The sequence below is a fragment of the Serratia sp. S4 genome, assembly GCF_000347995.1.
GTDB classification, from domain to species: domain Bacteria; phylum Pseudomonadota; class Gammaproteobacteria; order Enterobacterales; family Enterobacteriaceae; genus Serratia; species Serratia quinivorans.
In genome coordinates this window covers 972,615-991,037 of record NZ_KB661120.1, presented here as the reverse complement: position 1 = coordinate 991,037, position 18,423 = coordinate 972,615, and the positions used below count along the sequence as shown (strand labels likewise).

Sequence of the window (18,423 nt, the reverse complement as noted above, 5' to 3'; positions counted from 1 at the left end):
CAACCCCTTTAATCTTTCTCACTGACCCAGCGATTATATTTTTTAGACGTAAAAGCATTTGGACGTCTATACATCCGGAAGTCATGTTGGCAGAATAGCTTTCCAGATGCAATAACTACGCAACAAGGAATTAACCGCCAATGCAAGCGCTTAACACCACCAGTTTGACCTTGAGTGACAACCGACTTTTGATCCTCGATCAGCAGGCTTTACCGCAGGAAAAACAGTGGCGCAGCTGCGACAGCGTGGAAGAACTGGTCGATCATATCCTTACCCTGCGAGTTCGGGGGGCACCGCTTATCGGCCTGTCTGCCAGTCTGTTATTGGCCTTGCTGGCAGAGCGCGGCGTGCCGCGTAAGGAACTGGAAAAGGCACTAATCACTCTGCGTGCCTCACGGCCGACGGCAGTCAACCTGATGAATAATCTGGATCGCATGAAGCTGGCATTGGCACAGCCGCAATGGGTACCTGCGATGGTGGAAGAAGCGCAGCGGTTGGTGGAGGAAGACCGAAAATTGTGCGATCGCATTGCCGATCACGGTGCCGAGCTGGTGAAACCCGGCAGCCGCCTGCTGACCCACTGCAATACCGGGGGCCTGGCTACCGCCGGTATCGGTACCGCTATCGGCGTACTGTTGCGTGCTCATCAACAGGGCAAGGTACAGCAGGTGTGGGTCGATGAAACGCGTCCGCTATTGCAGGGCGGCCGGCTGACCGCCTGGGAGCTGGGTGAACTGGGTATCCCCTACCGATTGATTTGTGACTCCATGGCGGCCAGTCTGATGGCGCAGGGCCAGGTAGACGCCGTATGGGTGGGGGCCGATCGCATCGCTGCCAACGGTGACGTCGCCAACAAGATTGGCACCTATAGCCTGGCGGTACTGGCGCACTATCACCGCATTCCATTCTACGTCGCCGCACCGCACACCACTCAGGATCCGCATTGCCCGAACGGGGCTGCGATCCCGATTGAACAACGGGCCGCAGTTGAAGTGACCGGTGTCACCGGCAGCTTTGGCTCATGTCAGTGGGCACCTGTCGATGCCCCGGTTTATAACCCGGCGTTCGACGTGACACCGGCGGCATTGATTAGCGGTTGGGTCTTCGACAGCGGCGTGATCACGCCACAGCAGGTTAGTGAAGGGATTTTTCAGCGGGCGTTGGGTTAACGCCCGCGTTATAGCGCTCAGTCGAGACGCGGGTAGGCATCGGCGATGTTATCGCCGGTGAAATGCGCCACCCAGCCTTCCGGGTTATCAAACACGCGGATCGCAGTGAAATTCGGTGCTGAACCCATATCGAACCAATGACGGGTATTGGCCGGCACCGAGATCAGATCGTTCTTCTCACACAGGATCTGGAAGATCTTGCCATCCAGATGCAGGCAGAACAGCCCGGCCCCCTCGACAAAGAAACGCACTTCATCTTCGCCGTGGGTATGCTCGGACAGAAACTTGCTGCGCAACACTTCGCGCTGGGCATTATCCGGACGCATGCTGATCACATCCCAACTCTGGTAGCCCTTCTCTGCCACCAGCCGGTCGATCTGATGCTGATAGGCGGCGATCACGACGGCCGGATCCGGGTTTTCACCCAGTTCACGATCCGCCTGCCAGCGTTCAAAACGTACGCCGATTTGCGCCAGTTGCTGCCCAATGGCCTGCGCGTCACGGCTCTGCCACAGCGGCTGCTGCGGCTCTTGATCGCTGAAAATGGTCAATCCACTCATGAGGCAAACTCCCCTAAATCGATTTGATCAAAACGGTTAACCTGCGGATGCTGGCTTTGGCTATCGGCTTCATCGCGGATCAGTTGGCAGGTATGCCAACCAGCGGCACGCGCGGCGTCCAGCTCTTGATGAATGTCGGAAAGAAATAACAGTTCATCAGCTGCAATACCGATTTTACCCGCGATATTAAGGTACGAAGCGGTTTCACGCTTGGCACCGACGTGAGTATCGAAATAACCGCTGAACAATGGCTGCAGATCCCCGGCATCGCTGTAGCCGAACAGCAGCTTTTGCGCCTCTACCGAGCCGGAAGAATAGACGTACAGCTTCAGCCCCTGCTGCTGCCAGGCGGCTAACTGCCCGGCTACTTCAGGGTACAAATGTCCGCGAAAATCGCCGTTCTGATAACCACTGCGCCAGATGATACCTTGCAGCGCCTTCAGCGCGGTGGATTTGCGGTCTTCGTCCATAAAGCGGTACAGCGCAGCAATCAGTTGCTCAATATCCGCCTGCGGTTGGTCAAGCTCCTGGCGTAAAGCGGTCAGTGGCGCGGCGACTTCGGCATCTTCAGCGTGAAGACGGAGAAAGGTGGCCAGGCGTTCACGTGCGTAAGGGAACAGCACCTGATGAACGAAACGGATATCGCTGGTGGTACCTTCAATGTCGGTAACGATGGCGCGGATCATTTGGCCTCCAGTAAACGGCGTTGCAGTTCGCACTGGAACAGGAATTCCAGCCCTTCAAGATGACGACGAGCTTCCGCGACCTGGCGACCCCAGCAATACAGACCGTGGCCACGCACCAGAAAACCGTACTGCAACGGTGTAGCTTCGGCATGGGCCGCCACCCGCGCCGCTAATCGCGAGATATCCTGATCGTTATCGAAAATCGGGATCACCACGCTGTCCAGATGCGTAGTCTGCCCACCGAGTGATTTTTGCATCTCATAGCCCTGCAACACCAGCCCATCGCTGCGTTCAACCCGCGACAGCACGGTCGCATTCACCGAATGAGTATGCAGTACCGCGCCAATCTGCGGGTACAAACGATAAATAAGGGTATGCAGACCGGTTTCCGCAGATGGCGTGCGGCCGCTCGGCACATGGTTGCTGGCGGTCTCCACCAGCAGGAAGTCAGTTTCGGTCAGGCTGCCCTTATCCTTGCCGGATTCGGTGACCAGACAATGTTGGTCATCGAGACGCAGCGACATATTGCCACCGGTCGCCGGGCACCAGCCCTTTTCACCAACCCAGTGACAGGCCGACAATAACGCTTTAAGTTGCTGATTCTCTGTCATTAACATTTTTTGACCTGTAGGTTATAAGCAAATGATGTCTAGAATGATTTGATTAAGGGCAAGACTTTTTCTTCATTTAGCCATCTAAGCGTCTTGATTGCCAAATACTAACATCGTGTTATATTGACGGCAACATAAGCGCCAGGAGTATTAGCCTACGATGAGCACTTCAGCACTGATCCCCGAAAGTAAACTACCCGCGCTGGGCACCACCATTTTCACCCAGATGAGCGCGCTGGCGGCGCAGCATCAGGCAATCAACCTGTCGCAGGGCTTCCCCGATTTCGATGGCCCGGACTACCTGAAAGAACGTCTGGCCTGGCATGTCAGCCAGGGGGCGAACCAATATGCTCCGATGACCGGCGTTGCCCCACTGCGCGAAGCCATCGCCGAGAAAACCGCGGCTCTGTACGGCTGGCTACCGGACGCCACTAACGAAGTCACCATCACGGCGGGTGCCACCGAGGCACTGTTCGCCGCCATCAGCGCCCTGGTGCGCCCCGGTGATGAAGTTGTCTGTTTTGATCCCAGCTACGACAGCTATGCGCCGGCGGTGACCCTATCCGGTGGCACGCTAAAACGCATTGCGCTGCAGCCCCCGGCGTTCAGCGTCGACTGGCAACAGTTCGGCGAGTTGCTGTCACCACGCACCCGGCTGGTGATCCTCAATACGCCGCACAATCCTTCTGCTACTGCCTGGCAGGCGGAAGATATGCAGCAACTGTGGCACGCCATTAGCGATCGCGAAATCTACGTGCTGAGTGATGAAGTCTACGAACACATTTGTTTCGCCAGGGGCGGCCACACCAGCGTCCTGGCTCACCCGCAGCTGCGCCAGCGCGCCATCGCAGTGTCCTCTTTCGGCAAGACCTTCCACATGACCGGCTGGAAAGTGGGTTACTGTGTGGCCCCGGCAGCGCTGAGCGCGGAAGTGCGCAAGGTGCATCAGTACCTGACCTTCTCGGTCAATACCCCGGCCCAGTTGGCGCTGGCGGATATGCTGCGCAGCGAGCCTGAACACTGGCAACAGCTGCCGGCATTTTACCGCGCCAAGCGCGATCGTTTTGTGCAGGCACTGTCCAGCAGTCGACTGGAAATTTTGCCCTGCGAAGGTACATACTTCTTACTGGCAGATTACAGCGCCGTTTCCGATTTGGACGACGTGGCGTTCTGCCATTGGTTAACCGAGCACGTAGGCGTGGCGGCGATCCCGCTGTCGGTCTTCTGTGCCGATCCTTTCCCCCATAAATTGATCCGGCTGTGCTTCGCTAAACAGGATGCCACGCTGGATGCGGCTGCGGAGCGGTTATGTCGACTTTAAAAATTACCCTGTTGCAGCAACCCCTGGTTTGGCGTGATGGCGAAGCCAACCTGCGGTATTTTGATGAGCTGTTGGCGCCATTAAGCGGCCGCGATTTGATTGTACTGCCGGAGATGTTTACCACCGGTTTTGCCATGGATGCCGGAGAAAGCGCACTGCCGGAACAACAGGTTGTCGACTGGCTGCACGGTTGGGCGAGCAAAAGTAACGCTCTGGTCGGCGGCAGCGTAGCGCTGAAAACCGCCGAAGGCGCGGTTAACCGTTTCCTGCTGGTGGAGCCGAACGGCCGGGTGCATGCCTATGATAAGCGCCACCTGTTCCGCATGGCCGGTGAGCACCTGCACTATCAGGCAGGCAAAAAACGTGAAATTTTCGAGTGGCGCGGCTGGCGCATTCTGCCGCAGATCTGCTACGACCTGCGCTTCCCGGTGTGGTCACGCTATCAGCAGGATTACGATCTGGCGCTGTACGTTGCCAACTGGCCGGCCCCGCGCAGTAAACACTGGCAAACGCTGTTGGCCGCTCGCGCCATCGAGAATCAGGTATATGTGGCCGGTTGTAACCGCGTCGGCGAAGACGGTAACGGCCTGAACTACAGCGGTGACAGCCTAATCCTCAGCCCGCAGGGGGAAACACTGGCCCAGCTGGAACCCGGTGCCGCCGCACGGCTGGACGCCGAACTGTCGCTGGAAAACCTGCAAAGCTACCGCAGCGCCTTCCCGGCCTGGCGTGATGCCGACAGCTTCCTGCGCCACGATTAATCATTGCGGGTGCGGTTCGCTGCACCCGTAACTTCTGACGAGCGTCTAACTGCCCCGGTAGGTCGAGTAGGAATATGGGCTGATGAGCAGCGGTAAATGGTAATGCTGCGCCGCATCCTGAATAACGAAATCGATAATTGCCGTGGCGTACAGCGTTTCACGCAGGTCACGGGTAAAGTAAGCGCCGAGATCGGCAGCCAGGCGGTAATGTCCGGCAAGCAGACTGTCAGAGGTTAGATCACCCGCGCGGCCGTCAGCATCGGTCTGGCTTTCTGCCAGGGTTCGCCATAACCCGTCCTGTTCGTGTTCCAACCACACCCGCACGCCCGCAGCGGGCTTACCGAGTGAGGTGTCCAGAATATGGGTGCTGATATTACTCATCGCTCAGTAGCTCCTTAAAACGCAGCATCGTGATTTCACGCAGTTGTTCCGCCGTTTCCCGCCGTTCCTGTTCCGCACTGTTATTCAATCGCCGTTGCAACTCGCGCAGAATGCTCTGGCCGTCGCGACCGGCGGCACGGATCAAAAATACCTGACCAAATTGCTGTTCATAGCGTCGATTGCCGACCCGCAGCGCTTCGCTCAGCTCTGCATCCTGCGCATTGACCGCCGCTTGTTCACGCTGCGAAAACCGCGCCTCTTGCCCCTGGCCTTTGGCACCTTCGCCGATACGCGGGTGCTGGGCCAGTGCCTGGCTGACCTCTTCCGGTTGCCAACGCAACGCCGCTTGCCAGGCCACCGCCAGCGCTGCATCAACACTACTGAATGGCCGCGCTACCACCACCGCCGCAATCCAGGCCGCAATATCCACGCAGGGCCGCAGTAACAGCTCCGCTTGCGCCTCCGGTAACTGATTAAATCGCTGCAGACTCATCAGCCCTCCTCCCAACCGCCAACCGTATGGCAGTAAGCCTGGATCGCCAGCGCCACATCGGACTGGCTGACGGCTTCGGCCGGATGGTGGCTGATACCGCGATCGCAGCGGACAAACAGCATACCCACCGGCCAACAGGCCGCTACGGCAATCGCATCATGCCCGGCGCCGCTCGGCAACGCCATGCTGCGCCCCTGAACCGCCATCACGCCCTGCTGCCAGCGTTGTTGCAAATTTGCATCACAAGCCGTTGCATTTATGCGGTAAAACTCTTCACTGTCAAAACTCAGCCCCCGACGGGTACAGATCGCCTGCGCCTGTTCCAGCAGCTGCGTCAGCAACGCCGCCAGCGGGCCATCTTCCGGCCCACGCACGTCCAGCGACAGCCTGACCTCACCGGGGATCACATTCACCGCCCCCGGAAGACTTTCAATTCGGCCGACGGTCGCCACCAGATGCCGATCGCTGGCCGAGGTGATCGCTTCTACCGCCACCATCCATTCCGCCGCCGCCGCCAATGCATCTTTGCGTTGCCCCATCGGCACGGTACCGGCATGCCCAGCCTGGCCGGTAAAGGTACAGTTAAGCCGACGGGCACCGTTAATGGCCGTCACTACCCCCAAAGCCAGATCGGCGGCCTCCAGACAAGGCCCCTGTTCAATATGCAATTCCAGATAGCCGCAAATATCACTTTGCGCGCGTCGCGCTTCACCGACGGCTGCCGGATCCAGCCCAAACTCACGTAACGCCTGTGCCACGCTGATGCCGTCGGCATCGGTGCGATCCAACCAGTCGGTCGGCCACTGCCCGCTAATGCCCCGGCTGCCTAACAGGGCGATACTAAAGCGTGTGCCCTCTTCATCGGCAAAGCCAATCACCTCGACCGCCACCGGCAAACGCCGCTGCTGCCGATGTAAATGCGCCACCACTTCCAGCGCGGTCAACACGCCGAGCATGCCGTCATAGCGCCCGGCGTTGCGTACCGTATCCAGATGCGAACCGAGCAGCAGTGCGGGGGCATTGGGCGTTTGGCCTTCATAGCGGCCGCAGAGATTGCCGACGCTGTCCTGCCAAACCTTCATCCCGATAGTGCGCATCCAGTCGCCGACCAGTTGGTTGGCTCGCTGATGTTCCGGCGACAGGTAGACCCGCGTCAACTGGCCCGGCGTGGCGCTGATCGCCGCCAGCGCATCGCAGCGTGCCATCACCCGAGCCGCGGCCTGCTCCGCCTCCTGGGCGGTTAACAGCGCGGCCATCAACGGCTGCCGTCGTCGTAGGTATTCCATGCCGCCTGCAGCGCTTCGCCCTGTTTGCTGGCGAAACCCAACCGGTTCAACACCGCCTCCAGTGCAGTCAGCGTCTGCAGTACGCAGTCTTTACGCGCGTTATAGCCCATGGTGCCGATGCGCCAGATTTTTCCCTGTAGCGGACCGAACGAAGTGCCGATCTCAATGGCGAAGTCGTTCAGCATCATCTGGCGTACCTGCTCGCCATGAACCTGCTGCGGGATCACCACGCCGAGCACGTTATTCATTCGGTTATCCAAATCGCCGAAGACTTCCAGCCCCATGCCCTGAATGCCGGCCAACATCGCCGCACCGTGCAGCTTATGCCGGGCGATGGCGTTATCCAGCCCTTCTTCCAGGATAACTCTGGCGCACTCGCGCGCGGCAAACAGCATGCTGGTGGCTTCGGTATGGTGGTTCAGGCGCTCCGGGCCCCAGTAATCCATGATCATGCCGAGATCGAAATAGTTGGAGTAGATCATCTCGTCGTCACCATCGGCGTGATCGAGGGTGCGAATACCCTGCTCCACGCATTTGCGACGGCGGACAATCTCTTCAAACTGCGGGCTGAGCGTGACCGGCGAACTGCCCGATGGGCCGCCCAGGCACTTCTGCAGACCGGCGGAAACCGCATCCAATCCCCAGGCGTCGGTCTCCAGCGGGTTACCGCCAAAAGAGGCGGTGGCATCGGTGTAAAACAGCACGCCGTGACGGCGACAGATATCACCCAGTTGCTCCAGCGGCTGCAGCATGGTGGTGGAGGTATCGCCTTGCACCGTCAACAGCAGGCGCGGGCGTACTTTCTTAATGGCATCTTCAATCTGGTCGGCGCTGAACACTTCCCCCCAGGGCACCTCTATGGTGTGGACTTCGGCGCGGCAGCGGCGGGCTATCTCACACAATAGATGGCCAAAACGACCAAATACCGGCACCAGCACCTTGTCACCTGGACGAATGGAAGAGACCAGCATCGCTTCTATACCGGAGCGAGAAGTGCCGTCTATCAGCAGGGTCCAGCGGTTTTCGGTGCGGAACAATGCGCGGTACAGTTCCATGACCTGATTCATGTAACCGGTCATCGCCGGATCGTACTGACCAATCAACTGGCTCGACATGGCACGCAGCACGCGTGGATCCGCGTTGATCGGCCCCGGCCCCATCAACAGGCGGGCGGGTGGATTAATCTGATCGAATTGGGTGATATCTAACATATTAATTCCTTACCAGCTTAATAACTTAATAGATTTGATGGCATCAGTTCTCAGACAAACCGCGGACCGAAGCAATAAATTGTTTTAATTCCTGCGTTTGCGGATTGGCGAACAGCGTGCGGCTATCGCCCTGCTCCCATACCTTGCCCTGATGCATAAACACCACCCGGTCGCCGACCTCGCGGGCAAAGTTCATTTCATGGGTCACCAGGATCAGCGTCATGCCCTCTTTGGCCAGCTGTTCCAGCACTTTCAGTACTTCGCCCACCAGTTCAGGATCCAGCGCCGAGGTAATTTCGTCACACAGCAACACTTTCGGGTTCATCGCCAGCGCCCGGGCAATCGCCACCCGTTGCTGCTGGCCGCCGGAAAGGTTAGCCGGTGAGTAATGCATGCGCTCAGCCAACCCGACCTTGTTCAACATCTCTTCCGCCAGTTCGCGGCATTCGGCCGGGCTTTTCTTCAGCACCCGACGCGGCGCCAGCATCACGTTCTCCAGCGCGGTCATGTGCGGGAATAAATTGAAGTTCTGGAATACCATGCCAATGGAACGGCTGATTTCACGCGCCTGCGAATCGCGATCGGTCACCGTCATACCGCCCAGTTTGATACTGCCTTCCTGATAACCTTCCAACCCGTTGATGCAGCGTAACAATGTACTTTTGCCGGAGCCGCTACGGCCGATGATCGAAATCACCTGACCCATATCGATATCCAGATCCACGCCCTTCAGTACATGGTTCTGACCGTAATATTTTTGAACCTGATTAATTGTGATGAGCGGCATGGAATTTCTTCTCCAGATAATGACTGTAGCGCGACAGCGGATAACACATCAGGAAATAGCCCAGCGCGACCAGACCAAAAACTTTAAAGGGTTGATAAGTGACGTTGTTCAGCATAGTGCCGGCCTTGGTCAGTTCGACGAAACCGATGATCGACGCCAATGCGGTCCCCTTGATCACCTGAACCGAAAAGCCGACGGTAGGTGCAATGGCGATGCGCACGGCCTGCGGCACAATGACCCGCACTAACGTCTGGCCAAAACTCAGCCCCAGACAGCGCGACGCTTCCCACTGGCCTTTCGGCAGTGCGGCGATGCTGCCGGACCAGATATCCACCAGAAAAGCGCTGGTGAATAACGTCAGCGCCAACGCGGCCGCGGTCCAGGGGCTCACATCAATGCCGAACAGTGCCAGTCCAAAAAAGGCCAGGAACAGCTGCATCAGCAGCGGCGTGCCCTGAAACAGCTCGGAATAACCGCGAACAAACCGCAGCGCCCACTTACGCTTGCTCAGGCGCAGCAATAACAGCGGCAGCGTCACCAGGGTGCCACCAAAAAACGCCGTCAGCGACAGCAGTAAGGTCCAGCGTGCCGCCAGCAGCAGGTTGCGCACAATGTCCCAGTCGGTAAAAGTCAGCATCAGCCCTGGCTCCCCAGAAAACGGCGTCCGGCGGCCAGCAACAGCTGGCGCATCAGTATCGATAACAACAGGTAAAACAGCGCCGTCACCAGATACACCTCAAAACTGAGGAAGGTGCGCGACTGGATCAGGTTGGCGGCGAAGGTCAACTCTTCGAACGACACCTGCGACACCACCGATGACCCCAGCATGACGATAATGCACTGGCTGACCAACGCCGGATAAATCCGCTGCAGCGACGGTGGCAGCACGATGCGCAAAAACGTCTGGCTACGGCTGAGCCCCAGCACCCTGCCGGCCTCCCACTGGCCTTTCGGCGTCACCTGAATACCGGCACGAATAATCTCGGTACTGTAGGCCCCCAGGTTAATCACCATCGCCAGCAGCGCCGCCTGCCCGGCGGTCAGTTTCCAGCCCAGGCTCGGCAGGCCGAAGACGATGAAGAACAGTTGCACCACGAACGGCGTGTTGCGTACCACCTCAACGTAAATGCCCCAAACGCGACTAACCAGGTTAGCCTTGCCGCTGCGGATCGCCGCACCGCAAATCCCCAGCGCCACCCCGATCAACGTGGCCAGAGCCGTCAACTCAATGGTGGTCAACAAACCGGCCAGCAACTCGGGCAGGTAAGGCCACAGGGCGGGAAAGTTCAGCTGATAGGTCATCAGGCGCCCCCGTTATGCGCCGAAGTCGGCAGGCAGCGGCGCTTTGAGCCATTTCTCGGACAGACCATTAAGGGTGTTATCCTTCAATGCCTGTTCAATCAGTTGGTCCACTTTCGCTTGCAACGCCGGTTCACCCAGACGCAGCCCCACATAGCAGGGTGAATCTTTCAGCATAAATTTGGCCACCGGTGCCTTGCTCGGGTTCTGCCGTGCTATGGCGCTCACCACCAGATTGCCGGTAGCGATGTATTGCACCTGACCGGACAGATAGGCCGACAGCGTGGTGTTATTGTCTTCATAGCGCTTGATCTGCGTGCCCTTTGGCGCGGTGTCGCTCAGCACCATGTCTTCCACCGCACCGCGCGTCACGCCGATGGTTTTACCATTCAGCTGCGTGGCGTCCGCCAGCACCGACTCTTTCGGACCAAATACGCCCAGGAAGAACGGCGCATAGGTGCGGCTGAAGGCGATTGCCTTCTCGCGTTCCGCGTTTTTGCCCAGGCTGGAAATCACCAAATCAACCTTGTTGGTCTGCAGATAAGGCACGCGGTTGGCGCTGGTGACCGGCACCAGCTGCAACTTAAGTTTCATTTTGTCGGCCAGATACTGCGCCATATCGATGTCATAACCCTGTGGCTGCAGATCGGTGCCCACGGAGCCGAACGGCGGGAAGTCCTGGGGTACCGCTACCCGCAACACGCCGCGCTGCTGGATTTCCTGCAGTTGATCCGCCATCACCGAAGCGGCCTGAGCCATCAACAGCACTGCACCTAATGCCACTACGCCGATTTTCTTGAAGTTCATAGACTATCCCCGATGGTGAAATGATGAAACAAAAGATTCTTTGATCATCACTCTGCAACTAATGTGCCAATAAGCGGCGTCGGGAACGTTTGCCATTAGTGTCGCTAAGTTAGGGGGTTAAGATGGGAATTTCCCTGCCAACGTAATGACAGGGTGAATGAATAAAGTGAGCAAATTGCGCACCATCAAAGTGCGAAAGCACCAAAATGGCGCTGGGCTCAGCGCTGCTCCAGCTCATCCAGCCCCATATACAGATCGGCAATTTGGTGAATTCGTTGCCGCCCTTGCGCCAACGTCTCGTGCAGCAGAGCATTGCTGAGCAGGTTGGCCAGACTCATGGCGGCGGAATAGCTGTCAAAGGCGGAAACGCTGTCGAGCGGTGCCGCCAGATGCCAGTTCGCCAGCGGGATTAGCGCCTGTGCCTGAGGTTCACACACCAGCAGTGTCGGTACCTGCTGAACCTGCAACTGCGTCAACAACGCCCGCACCTGGCGCGGTCGGCGGCGAAACGCCACCACTATAGCTACATCTCGCGGGGACAGACTCACCAGCTCTTCCGCCAGTGTCTGACCCGGCTGCGGCACCAGTAACACCTGCTCACGCACCTGCATCAGCTGCTGGCGCAGGTGCATCGCCACCGGATAGCTGTTGCGAAACCCCATCAACACCACCCGCCGCGCCTGCACCAAAGCAGCAATCACTGCGTTGAACTGCTCGGCATCAATATGGTTCACCCACTGGGTAAGGTTAGCCATTTCCTGCTTGTAGTGGCGCGCCAACAGGGTATTGCCCTGCACCGCGTCACGGTTATCGGTCAGCGGCATACCGCTCTGGCGCAGAGTGCGCAATTCGTCACGCATCGCGCGGTAGCTCGGATAACCCAGGCGTTTGAACAAGCGGCTGACGGTGGCTTTGGATACCCCGCTCAGCCGCGCCAACTCGGCGCTGTTGTAGCTGATCAGGTCATCGAAGTGATCGAAAATAAAATCGGCCACCCGCTGTTCCTGCGGCGTGAGCTGCGGATATTCCCCGCGCAGGCGTTCATCAATCTGCTGCATTGCTACTCCTGCTGTAACCTTTGTTTCAGCGGAACATAGCACGGCCAATCCACCCGCTGGCAAGCGATTATTGTCCTGGCGGAAAACATGGAACGTCTCTTGCTTGTGTTTGAGGCAGATGCTGACCTCAAACAAGGGCCAAGAAATGATTAACAGCAACACCGCGCCATTGGGCATGGCCGTCACGCCGCACCACCTCGCCAGCGAAAGCGCACTGGCGATACTGCGCAAAGGCGGCAACGCGATTGAAGCCATGGTCGCCGCCGCCGCTACCATCGCCGTGGTCTACCCACACATGAACGGCCTGGGTGGCGATGGGTTCTGGCTGATCGTGCCGCCGCAGGGTGATCCGTTGGCCATCGACGCCAGCGGCGCAGCCGGATCGCTGGCCACGCTGGATTTTTACGCCGGGGAAAGTCACATTCCCCATCGGGGGCCAAAAGCCGCGCTGACCGTCGCCGGTACCGTCGGGGGCTGGCAGGAAGCGCTGGATTACTCCGCTGAACTGGGCGGCCAGCAGTTGCCGTTGCCACGCCTGCTGGCTGATGCGATTCGCTACGCTGCAGACGGTATTCCGGTCACCGCCTCGCAGGAGGCGGCTACCCGCAGCAAATATCATGAGCTGGCAGATCGGGAGCATTTTGCCCGCACCTACCTGCCGCACGGTGAAATTCCTCACGCCGGACAGCGTTTCTGCCAGCCACAGTTGGCGGAGACTCTGATTACCCTGGCCGAACAGGGGTTGGACAGCTTCTATCGCGGCCGATTGGCAGAGAGCATGGCGGCGGATATGGCCAGGCTAGGCATGCCGCTTACTGCGCAGGATCTGGCGGATTATCGGCCGCGCCGCCGCACGCCGCTGCGGCTGGAGCATCAGAAAGGTGAGATCTTTAACCTGACGCCACCGACTCAGGGCCTGGTGTCACTGGCGATCCTCGGGCTGACCGACCGTCTGCCACTTGCCAGCCGCAGCGAAGGCGCGGTGGTACATGGCATCGTCGAGGCTACCAAACTGGCTTTCGGCCTGCGTGACCAATTCATCACCGATCCGCGTCAAATGACGCAGGATCCACAGGCATTGTTGACTGCCGAACACCTGGACGCGCTGGCCAGGCGCATCGATCCTGAACAGGCCGCCCCCTGGGGCAAAGGCAAAGGGCCGGGTGATACCGTGTGGATGGGGGTGATGGACAGCAGCGGTCTGGCGGTGTCCTTTATTCAAAGTATCTATCACGAATTTGGCAGCGGCGTGGTACTGCCGCAAAGTGGCGTGCTGTGGCAAAACCGTGGCGCGTCTTTCAGTCTGGATGCCGCGCACCTGCTGGCATTGGCGCCGGGTAAACAACCTTTCCACACCTTGAACCCGGCAGCCGCACGCCTGTATGACGGGCGTACCCTTGTATACGGCTCGATGGGCGGTGACGGCCAGCCGCAGACCCAGGCAGCGGTGTTTATCCGCCATGTGGTGCAGGGGCTGCCGCTACAACAGGCAATCAGCGCGCCGCGCTGGCTGCTCGGCCGCACCTGGGGCGAAAGCTCCGACTCATTAAAACTGGAGGGGCGTTTTAGTCAGGAAACCCTGGCCTACCTGCGTCAACGCGGCCACGAGGTAGAACTTTTAGCGGATTTCAGCGAGGCGGTCGGCCACGCCGGCGCCATTGTTCGCCATACTAACGGCATGCTCGAAGGCGCTTTTGATCCACGCAGCAACGGCAGCGCCGCCGGCTTCTAGCCGCACTTTCAATAAGGGGATCCCCATGAACCATCCACCTGCCACCGACTGGGCGGCTTATATCAGCCAGATGGAAAACATACTGGCCCTGGAGCTCAATGACGTGCGCCGCCAGGAACTGCTGATCCAATTCAACCGCATCGCCGCAATGGCAGAGCCGCTGATGGCCCTGCCGCTCGATCAGCGTCTGGAAATTGCCGGGGTATATCGAGCATGAATCCAATCAGCGCACTGTCGATCGCCGAGATCCGCGCCGCCCTGCAGCAAGGTGCGATTTCCGCCCGCGAGGTTGCCCAGCAAACGCTGGACAATATCGACACCCAAAACCCTTCGCTTAACGCCTATACCCACATCACCCGTGAACGTATGCTGACGGAGGCCGACAATCTCGATCGTGCCCGTGCCAAAGGGCAAGCGCTACCCAGCCTGGCGGCCATTCCTTATGCGGTGAAAAATCTGTTCGATGTCACCGGGGAAACCACCCTGGCCGGTGCCAGCCTGTTTTGCGATAACCCCCCCGCCAAACAAGACGCCTGGGTGGTCAACCGGCTGGCGGCACAGGGCGCGCTGCTCTCCGGCATGCTGAATATGGACGCCTATGCCTACGGTTTCACCACCGAAAACAGCCACTACGGCGCGACGCGTAACCCACACGACACCACGCGTATTGCCGGGGGCTCCTCTGGGGGTTCAGCAGCTGCGGTCGCCGCCGGGCTGGTAACATTTTCACTCGGCAGCGATACCAACGGCTCAATACGCGTGCCCTCTTCGCTGTGCGGCATCTTCGGGCTGAAGCCGACCTTTGGCCGCCTGTCGCGCAGCGGCAGCCAGCCGTTTGTCGCCAGTCTGGATCATGTCGGCCCCTTTGCCCGGCGGGTACGCGATCTGGCCGCGGTGTATGACGTGATGCAGGGCACCGATATCGAAGACCGCTTCCAGGCGGAAAAACCGATCACCCAAACCGAGTCGCTGCTGCCGCGTGGCCAACAAGGGTTACGTTGCGCGGTGCTGGCCGGCTATTTCCAGCAATGGTGCAATGAAGACGCCAAAGCGGCGGTGCAGCAGGTCGCTCAGGCGCTGGAGGCCGTCGCCGAAGTCGAACTGCCCCAGGTTGAACTGGCGCGTTCGGCGGCGTTTATTCTCACCGCCGCCGAGGGAGGTAACCAGTATCTGCCGCAGTTGCGCAGCCAACCCGAGCGCTTTGAACCGCTGTCGCGCGAGCGGCTGCTTGCCGGGGCCATGCTGCCCTCCGCCTGGTACCTGCAGGCACAACGTTTCCGCACCCATTTCCAGCAGCAGGTATTGCCGCTGTTTGAACACTGGGACATTCTGATCGCCCCGGCCACACCGTGCGCCGCGACGGTCATTGGTCAGGAAACCCTACGTATCAACGGCACCGACCTGCCGATCCGCGCCGGTATGGGCATGCTGACACAGCCGATCTCCTTTCTCGGCCTGCCGGTGGTGACGGTGCCGCTGAAAACCGCGGCGGGGCTACCGATCGGCCTGCAGCTTATCGCACCGCCATGGCGTGAAGATCTGGCACTGCGAGCCGCCTATGCGCTGGAACAACGCGGCGTAGCTACCTGTGTTTTACCAGGGAAACAGGATTAACTAATGAAGAGTGAATATATCGATCGGCCGGCAGTGCTGGCAGAAGTGAACGCCGCCTTTTATCGTTACGAACAGGCGCTGACTGGCAATGATATTGACGTATTGGACGAACTGTTTTGGCACGATGGGCGCACCGTCCGTTACGGTGCCACGGAGAATTTGTACGGTATTGAACAGATCCGCGACTTCCGCCAACAGCGGCCATCAAAAGGGCTGGATCGCGTACTGGAAAACACCGTTATCACCACCTACGGTGATGATATGGCGGTCGCCAGCACCGAATTCCGTCGCCCCGGCAGCGACAGTGTCGGCCGGCAGATGCAAACCTGGGTCAAACTGCCCTGCGGCTGGCGCATTGTGGCTGCGCATGTGAGTTTGATGGGATAAGGCTTAGGGCGCGAGCCTCGCGCCCTTTAACTCAACACCAATAGGCCATAAAATTCACGGTGGAACGGTCCAAATCGCGTTCGCCAATCAGGTAACGGCGCAACGCCTTCACCGCTGAAGACTCCGCCGCGACCCAGGCGTAGAAGCTTTTCGCCCCTTCGGCCCGTTCCCACAGCAGGTCGCCACCCAGGCTGTTTTCGGTCAGCGACTGTGACTGCGTACGCGCCGACGCTGGAATATTCACCCGCTGGCGTACCGATTCCACCAGCAAGGTGCCGTGCATCTGCTGATGCCCCACGTCACGCGGTAACCAATACACCTCGGCAAACGGGAAGCGATCCATATTCAGGCAGTCACCCGCGACCGGCACTTCAAAGAACGCCTGCACTCTTGGTGGATTGGCCTGCTGCGCCAGCTGTTCCAAAATACCCACTGCCGCCGGCACCGCAGTTTCATCGGCGATCAGCAGTGCCTGTTGCAATGCGCTTGGCGGTACCCATTCATAACCGCCGCTGTCGCCGTCAAAATCGGCATTGGGCGCAACCACCTGCAGGGTATCACCCGGTTTGGCCTCGGTCGCCCAGGCGGAAGCCGGGCCGTTGACGCCATGCAACACAAACTCGACGTCCATCTGATTCTGTTCACTGCGCAATGCGCGCAGCGTGTAAGTACGCATCACCGGGCGCTGTTCTTTGGGTATCGCCATATAATGACGATACCAGTCGTCGCTATTTTCCAGACAGGAAAGTTGGCCATTCTCGGCCGGGAACAACAGTTTGATGCGCTGATCCGGCGCCTCCAGCTTCATGCGGTGGACGTCCGGTCCTTCGAAAACGCAGCGCAGTAAGGAAGGCGATACGTTTTCTTTTACTTTCAGTGTGATATCAAAAACTCTGTAGCTTGATGCGCCGGACATAGCTGTTACTCTCCCGCAGAATTTACCCTGACACGGTGCTGGCACCACAGCCAGCCGCTGATACCGCCCAACAGGACCGCCATCGTCAGAGCCGCCGCAATCAGCTGCGACTCACCATAAAACCTGGCCACCACCGGCACCATCAGCGCGCTCAGACCGTAACCCAGCGTGTGGCTGGTGGCGATGGCTCCCGACCCTTTGCCGGTGGACAATTTATCATTCAACAATAGCTGGTAGCCCGGTGTCGCCATAGCCGCGCCAAAGGAAGCCAACGCACAACCGGCATAGAACAACGCCAGCGGCTCAGCGCACATCAGGCCCAATCCGACCACCATCAATACCGCAGCAAGCAGCAGCAGTTGTGACGCGCTAAAGCGCTGTGGGCGCACCACCAGAAACTGTGCCAACAGGGTACAACCCGCCGCTACGCTCAACAGCACCGCCACATGATGGCTAACGCTGGTGGCAGAGTGGCTGAATAAACGGCTCAAATGCGGCGCCAACCCGAGTTGCATCAGGCTGACCGAAGCCGCCAACAGCACCGCGCACAACAAATAAGGCACCATATTGAGGCGCAGTCGGTTTTGCTGATGGGCCACCGGTGGCAAAGGGGGATCGTTATGCTGGCGGCATATCACCAGCAGGGCGATTAATGGCGCAAGCGCCATCAGCCACAGCGGTGCCATCGGATGAATCGACAACGCCAACGCGGCGCACAGGGGTCCAAGCAGCCGCCCGCAGCTCAGCCCGGAGCTGATGGTCGCCAGCGCCGACATACGTTGCTCATAACCGGCCCGCTGCAGGGCCCAGGTCTGACTGGCAGGCACCATGCCGGACACCGTCAAGCCATAGATAATCCGTGCCACGATCAGCGCACCTAATCCCGTCATCGGCGAAAGCCAGCCTGCCGCCAGCCCCCAAACCGCCAGTGCCAGCAAGGCAAAACTGAACAAATACCCTGCTAACGCCATGGTGACCACAAACTTGCAGCCGCGAATTTCGGACTGCTTGCCCCACCACGGAGAGCCGACCAGAAACAGCATTGAGCCGAGCGTGAGTAATCCGGCCCAGACGGAAAGCGAAAGATGAGTCATGCTGACCAATACCGGCAATGCCACCAGCAGGCCGTTTTGCCCGATGCCCAACAACCCGGCACAAAGCGCCAGTGGCCAGTTGGAAGGAGACGTATTCCCAATTGTCGGTGATTTAGGGGGAGAAGAAATATGCATCAAACGTAAATTTACCGTTAATAAAATTATAAGGTTATGTTCAATTCATTGAAAAATTGTATCATAGGATGATTGATAACAATAAATATTATTGATATAAGAATCATTCTCAATT

21 protein-coding genes are annotated in these 18,423 nt (G+C 58.8%); 7 read left to right on the top strand and 14 right to left on the bottom strand.

Going from position 1 to position 18,423, the window contains the following annotated elements:
* Window positions 1-140: 140 nt before the first annotated feature.
* Window positions 141-1,169, top strand: a complete 1,029-nt coding sequence (mtnA, locus tag SERS4_RS0105265; protein WP_017891732.1) for an S-methyl-5-thioribose-1-phosphate isomerase — start codon at window positions 141-143, stop codon at window positions 1,167-1,169.
* Window positions 1,170-1,186: 17 nt separating this feature from the next.
* Here mtnA and SERS4_RS0105260 read toward each other — a convergent pair whose 3' ends face one another.
* The 3 genes from SERS4_RS0105260 to SERS4_RS0105250 are packed head-to-tail and all read right to left on the bottom strand — an operon-like array spanning window position 1,187 to window position 3,026.
* On the bottom strand, window positions 1,187-1,729 hold the full coding sequence (locus SERS4_RS0105260) for an acireductone dioxygenase (protein WP_012005389.1): 543 nt from the start codon (window positions 1,727-1,729) through the stop codon (window positions 1,187-1,189).
* Window positions 1,726-2,415 (bottom strand): acireductone synthase, encoded by a 690-nt coding sequence (gene mtnC / locus SERS4_RS0105255; protein ID WP_012005388.1) that lies wholly within the window; start codon window positions 2,413-2,415, stop codon window positions 1,726-1,728. Before mtnC ends, SERS4_RS0105260 begins: the two co-directional genes overlap by 4 nt.
* The gene (locus SERS4_RS0105250; protein WP_026142219.1) at window positions 2,412-3,026 is read right to left on the bottom strand and encodes a methylthioribulose 1-phosphate dehydratase; all 615 of its coding nucleotides are present in this window, start codon (window positions 3,024-3,026) and stop codon (window positions 2,412-2,414) included. Before SERS4_RS0105250 ends, mtnC begins: the two co-directional genes overlap by 4 nt.
* Before the next feature lie 160 nt (window positions 3,027-3,186).
* Between SERS4_RS0105250 and SERS4_RS0105245 the strand changes: the two genes are divergently transcribed.
* Together SERS4_RS0105245 and SERS4_RS0105240 are read left to right on the top strand one after the other, a co-directional pair.
* Window positions 3,187-4,347 carry a pyridoxal phosphate-dependent aminotransferase gene (locus SERS4_RS0105245; protein WP_017891730.1) on the top strand — a complete coding sequence of 387 codons (1,161 nt, stop codon included), beginning with the start codon at window positions 3,187-3,189 and terminating at the stop codon, window positions 4,345-4,347.
* Window positions 4,335-5,108 carry an amidohydrolase gene (locus SERS4_RS0105240; protein WP_017891729.1) on the top strand — a complete coding sequence of 258 codons (774 nt, stop codon included), beginning with the start codon at window positions 4,335-4,337 and terminating at the stop codon, window positions 5,106-5,108. The genes SERS4_RS0105245 and SERS4_RS0105240 overlap by 13 nt, the downstream gene beginning before the upstream one ends.
* A 45-nt stretch (window positions 5,109-5,153) precedes the next feature.
* On the opposite strand, the gene uraH is transcribed toward SERS4_RS0105240, so the two are convergent.
* The 9 genes from uraH to SERS4_RS0105195 form a co-directional block, all read right to left on the bottom strand.
* Entirely contained in the window at window positions 5,154-5,489 is a 336-nt protein-coding gene (gene uraH / locus SERS4_RS0105235) for a hydroxyisourate hydrolase (protein ID WP_017891728.1), read from the bottom strand.
* Window positions 5,482-5,982, bottom strand: a complete 501-nt coding sequence (uraD, locus tag SERS4_RS0105230; protein ID WP_012005383.1) for a 2-oxo-4-hydroxy-4-carboxy-5-ureidoimidazoline decarboxylase — start codon at window positions 5,980-5,982, stop codon at window positions 5,482-5,484. The genes uraH and uraD overlap by 8 nt, the downstream gene beginning before the upstream one ends.
* The gene (gene hpxK, locus SERS4_RS0105225) at window positions 5,982-7,238 is read right to left on the bottom strand and encodes an allantoate amidohydrolase (protein ID WP_017891727.1); all 1,257 of its coding nucleotides are present in this window, start codon (window positions 7,236-7,238) and stop codon (window positions 5,982-5,984) included. Before hpxK ends, uraD begins: the two co-directional genes overlap by 1 nt.
* Window positions 7,238-8,479: an alanine--glyoxylate aminotransferase family protein gene (locus SERS4_RS0105220; RefSeq protein ID WP_017891726.1), complete on the bottom strand. Its 1,242-nt coding sequence runs from the start codon at window positions 8,477-8,479 to the stop codon at window positions 7,238-7,240. The genes hpxK and SERS4_RS0105220 overlap by 1 nt, the downstream gene beginning before the upstream one ends.
* Before the next feature lie 43 nt (window positions 8,480-8,522).
* On the bottom strand, window positions 8,523-9,266 hold the full coding sequence (locus SERS4_RS0105215; protein ID WP_012005380.1) for an amino acid ABC transporter ATP-binding protein: 744 nt from the start codon (window positions 9,264-9,266) through the stop codon (window positions 8,523-8,525).
* Window positions 9,247-9,903: an amino acid ABC transporter permease gene (locus tag SERS4_RS0105210; protein ID WP_017891725.1), complete on the bottom strand. Its 657-nt coding sequence runs from the start codon at window positions 9,901-9,903 to the stop codon at window positions 9,247-9,249. Before SERS4_RS0105210 ends, SERS4_RS0105215 begins: the two co-directional genes overlap by 20 nt.
* Window positions 9,903-10,568, bottom strand: a complete 666-nt coding sequence (locus SERS4_RS0105205) for an amino acid ABC transporter permease (protein WP_012005378.1) — start codon at window positions 10,566-10,568, stop codon at window positions 9,903-9,905. Before SERS4_RS0105205 ends, SERS4_RS0105210 begins: the two co-directional genes overlap by 1 nt.
* Before the next feature lie 12 nt (window positions 10,569-10,580).
* Entirely contained in the window at window positions 10,581-11,372 is a 792-nt protein-coding gene (locus tag SERS4_RS0105200; RefSeq protein WP_017891724.1) for a transporter substrate-binding domain-containing protein, read from the bottom strand.
* Between the two features lie 218 nt (window positions 11,373-11,590).
* Complete coding sequence (locus tag SERS4_RS0105195; RefSeq protein ID WP_017891723.1) at window positions 11,591-12,430, bottom strand: MurR/RpiR family transcriptional regulator; 840 nt, start codon at window positions 12,428-12,430, stop codon at window positions 11,591-11,593.
* 145 nt (window positions 12,431-12,575) lie between these two features.
* Here SERS4_RS0105195 and SERS4_RS0105190 point away from each other — a divergent pair, with 145 nt between their 5' ends.
* From SERS4_RS0105190 to hpxZ, 4 genes are read left to right on the top strand one after another with little or no spacing between them, the layout of a single operon-like run.
* Window positions 12,576-14,162 (top strand): gamma-glutamyltransferase family protein, encoded by a 1,587-nt coding sequence (locus SERS4_RS0105190; protein ID WP_026142217.1) that lies wholly within the window; start codon window positions 12,576-12,578, stop codon window positions 14,160-14,162.
* 25 nt (window positions 14,163-14,187) lie between these two features.
* On the top strand, window positions 14,188-14,379 hold the full coding sequence (gene hpxX / locus SERS4_RS0105185) for an oxalurate catabolism protein HpxX (RefSeq protein WP_017891721.1): 192 nt from the start codon (window positions 14,188-14,190) through the stop codon (window positions 14,377-14,379).
* Entirely contained in the window at window positions 14,376-15,776 is a 1,401-nt protein-coding gene (locus tag SERS4_RS0105180) for an AtzE family amidohydrolase (protein WP_017891720.1), read from the top strand. Before hpxX ends, SERS4_RS0105180 begins: the two co-directional genes overlap by 4 nt.
* Window positions 15,777-15,779: 3 nt before the next feature.
* Window positions 15,780-16,163 carry an oxalurate catabolism protein HpxZ gene (gene hpxZ / locus SERS4_RS0105175; protein WP_017891719.1) on the top strand — a complete coding sequence of 128 codons (384 nt, stop codon included), beginning with the start codon at window positions 15,780-15,782 and terminating at the stop codon, window positions 16,161-16,163.
* Window positions 16,164-16,194: 31 nt separating this feature from the next.
* On the opposite strand, the gene SERS4_RS0105170 is transcribed toward hpxZ, so the two are convergent.
* Both SERS4_RS0105170 and SERS4_RS0105165 read right to left on the bottom strand, forming a co-directional pair.
* Window positions 16,195-17,079: a siderophore-interacting protein gene (locus SERS4_RS0105170; protein WP_017891718.1), complete on the bottom strand. Its 885-nt coding sequence runs from the start codon at window positions 17,077-17,079 to the stop codon at window positions 16,195-16,197.
* Between the two features lie 5 nt (window positions 17,080-17,084).
* Window positions 17,085-18,308, bottom strand: a complete 1,224-nt coding sequence (locus tag SERS4_RS0105165; protein WP_026142216.1) for an MFS transporter — start codon at window positions 18,306-18,308, stop codon at window positions 17,085-17,087.
* Window positions 18,309-18,423: the final 115 nt, after the last annotated feature.

Excerpts from the sequence above, each read along its gene's own strand:
- mtnA (WP_017891732.1), top strand. The coding sequence starts at position 141 with ATGCAAGCGCTTAACACCACCAGTTTGACCTTGAGTGACAACCGACTT.
- SERS4_RS0105260 (WP_012005389.1), bottom strand. The coding sequence starts at position 1,729 with ATGAGTGGATTGACCATTTTCAGCGATCAAGAGCCGCAGCAGCCGCTG.
- mtnC (WP_012005388.1), bottom strand. The coding sequence starts at position 2,415 with ATGATCCGCGCCATCGTTACCGACATTGAAGGTACCACCAGCGATATC.
- SERS4_RS0105250 (WP_026142219.1), bottom strand. The coding sequence starts at position 3,026 with ATGACAGAGAATCAGCAACTTAAAGCGTTATTGTCGGCCTGTCACTGG.
- SERS4_RS0105245 (WP_017891730.1), top strand. The coding sequence starts at position 3,187 with ATGAGCACTTCAGCACTGATCCCCGAAAGTAAACTACCCGCGCTGGGC.
- SERS4_RS0105240 (WP_017891729.1), top strand. The coding sequence starts at position 4,335 with ATGTCGACTTTAAAAATTACCCTGTTGCAGCAACCCCTGGTTTGGCGT.
- uraH (WP_017891728.1), bottom strand. The coding sequence starts at position 5,489 with ATGAGTAATATCAGCACCCATATTCTGGACACCTCACTCGGTAAGCCC.
- uraD (WP_012005383.1), bottom strand. The coding sequence starts at position 5,982 with ATGAGTCTGCAGCGATTTAATCAGTTACCGGAGGCGCAAGCGGAGCTG.
- hpxK (WP_017891727.1), bottom strand. The coding sequence starts at position 7,238 with ATGGCCGCGCTGTTAACCGCCCAGGAGGCGGAGCAGGCCGCGGCTCGG.
- SERS4_RS0105220 (WP_017891726.1), bottom strand. The coding sequence starts at position 8,479 with ATGTTAGATATCACCCAATTCGATCAGATTAATCCACCCGCCCGCCTG.
- SERS4_RS0105215 (WP_012005380.1), bottom strand. The coding sequence starts at position 9,266 with ATGCCGCTCATCACAATTAATCAGGTTCAAAAATATTACGGTCAGAAC.
- SERS4_RS0105210 (WP_017891725.1), bottom strand. The coding sequence starts at position 9,903 with ATGCTGACTTTTACCGACTGGGACATTGTGCGCAACCTGCTGCTGGCG.
- SERS4_RS0105205 (WP_012005378.1), bottom strand. The coding sequence starts at position 10,568 with ATGACCTATCAGCTGAACTTTCCCGCCCTGTGGCCTTACCTGCCCGAG.
- SERS4_RS0105200 (WP_017891724.1), bottom strand. The coding sequence starts at position 11,372 with ATGAACTTCAAGAAAATCGGCGTAGTGGCATTAGGTGCAGTGCTGTTG.
- SERS4_RS0105195 (WP_017891723.1), bottom strand. The coding sequence starts at position 12,430 with ATGCAGCAGATTGATGAACGCCTGCGCGGGGAATATCCGCAGCTCACG.
- SERS4_RS0105190 (WP_026142217.1), top strand. The coding sequence starts at position 12,576 with ATGATTAACAGCAACACCGCGCCATTGGGCATGGCCGTCACGCCGCAC.
- hpxX (WP_017891721.1), top strand. The coding sequence starts at position 14,188 with ATGAACCATCCACCTGCCACCGACTGGGCGGCTTATATCAGCCAGATG.
- SERS4_RS0105180 (WP_017891720.1), top strand. The coding sequence starts at position 14,376 with ATGAATCCAATCAGCGCACTGTCGATCGCCGAGATCCGCGCCGCCCTG.
- hpxZ (WP_017891719.1), top strand. The coding sequence starts at position 15,780 with ATGAAGAGTGAATATATCGATCGGCCGGCAGTGCTGGCAGAAGTGAAC.
- SERS4_RS0105170 (WP_017891718.1), bottom strand. The coding sequence starts at position 17,079 with ATGTCCGGCGCATCAAGCTACAGAGTTTTTGATATCACACTGAAAGTA.
- SERS4_RS0105165 (WP_026142216.1), bottom strand. The coding sequence starts at position 18,308 with ATGCATATTTCTTCTCCCCCTAAATCACCGACAATTGGGAATACGTCT.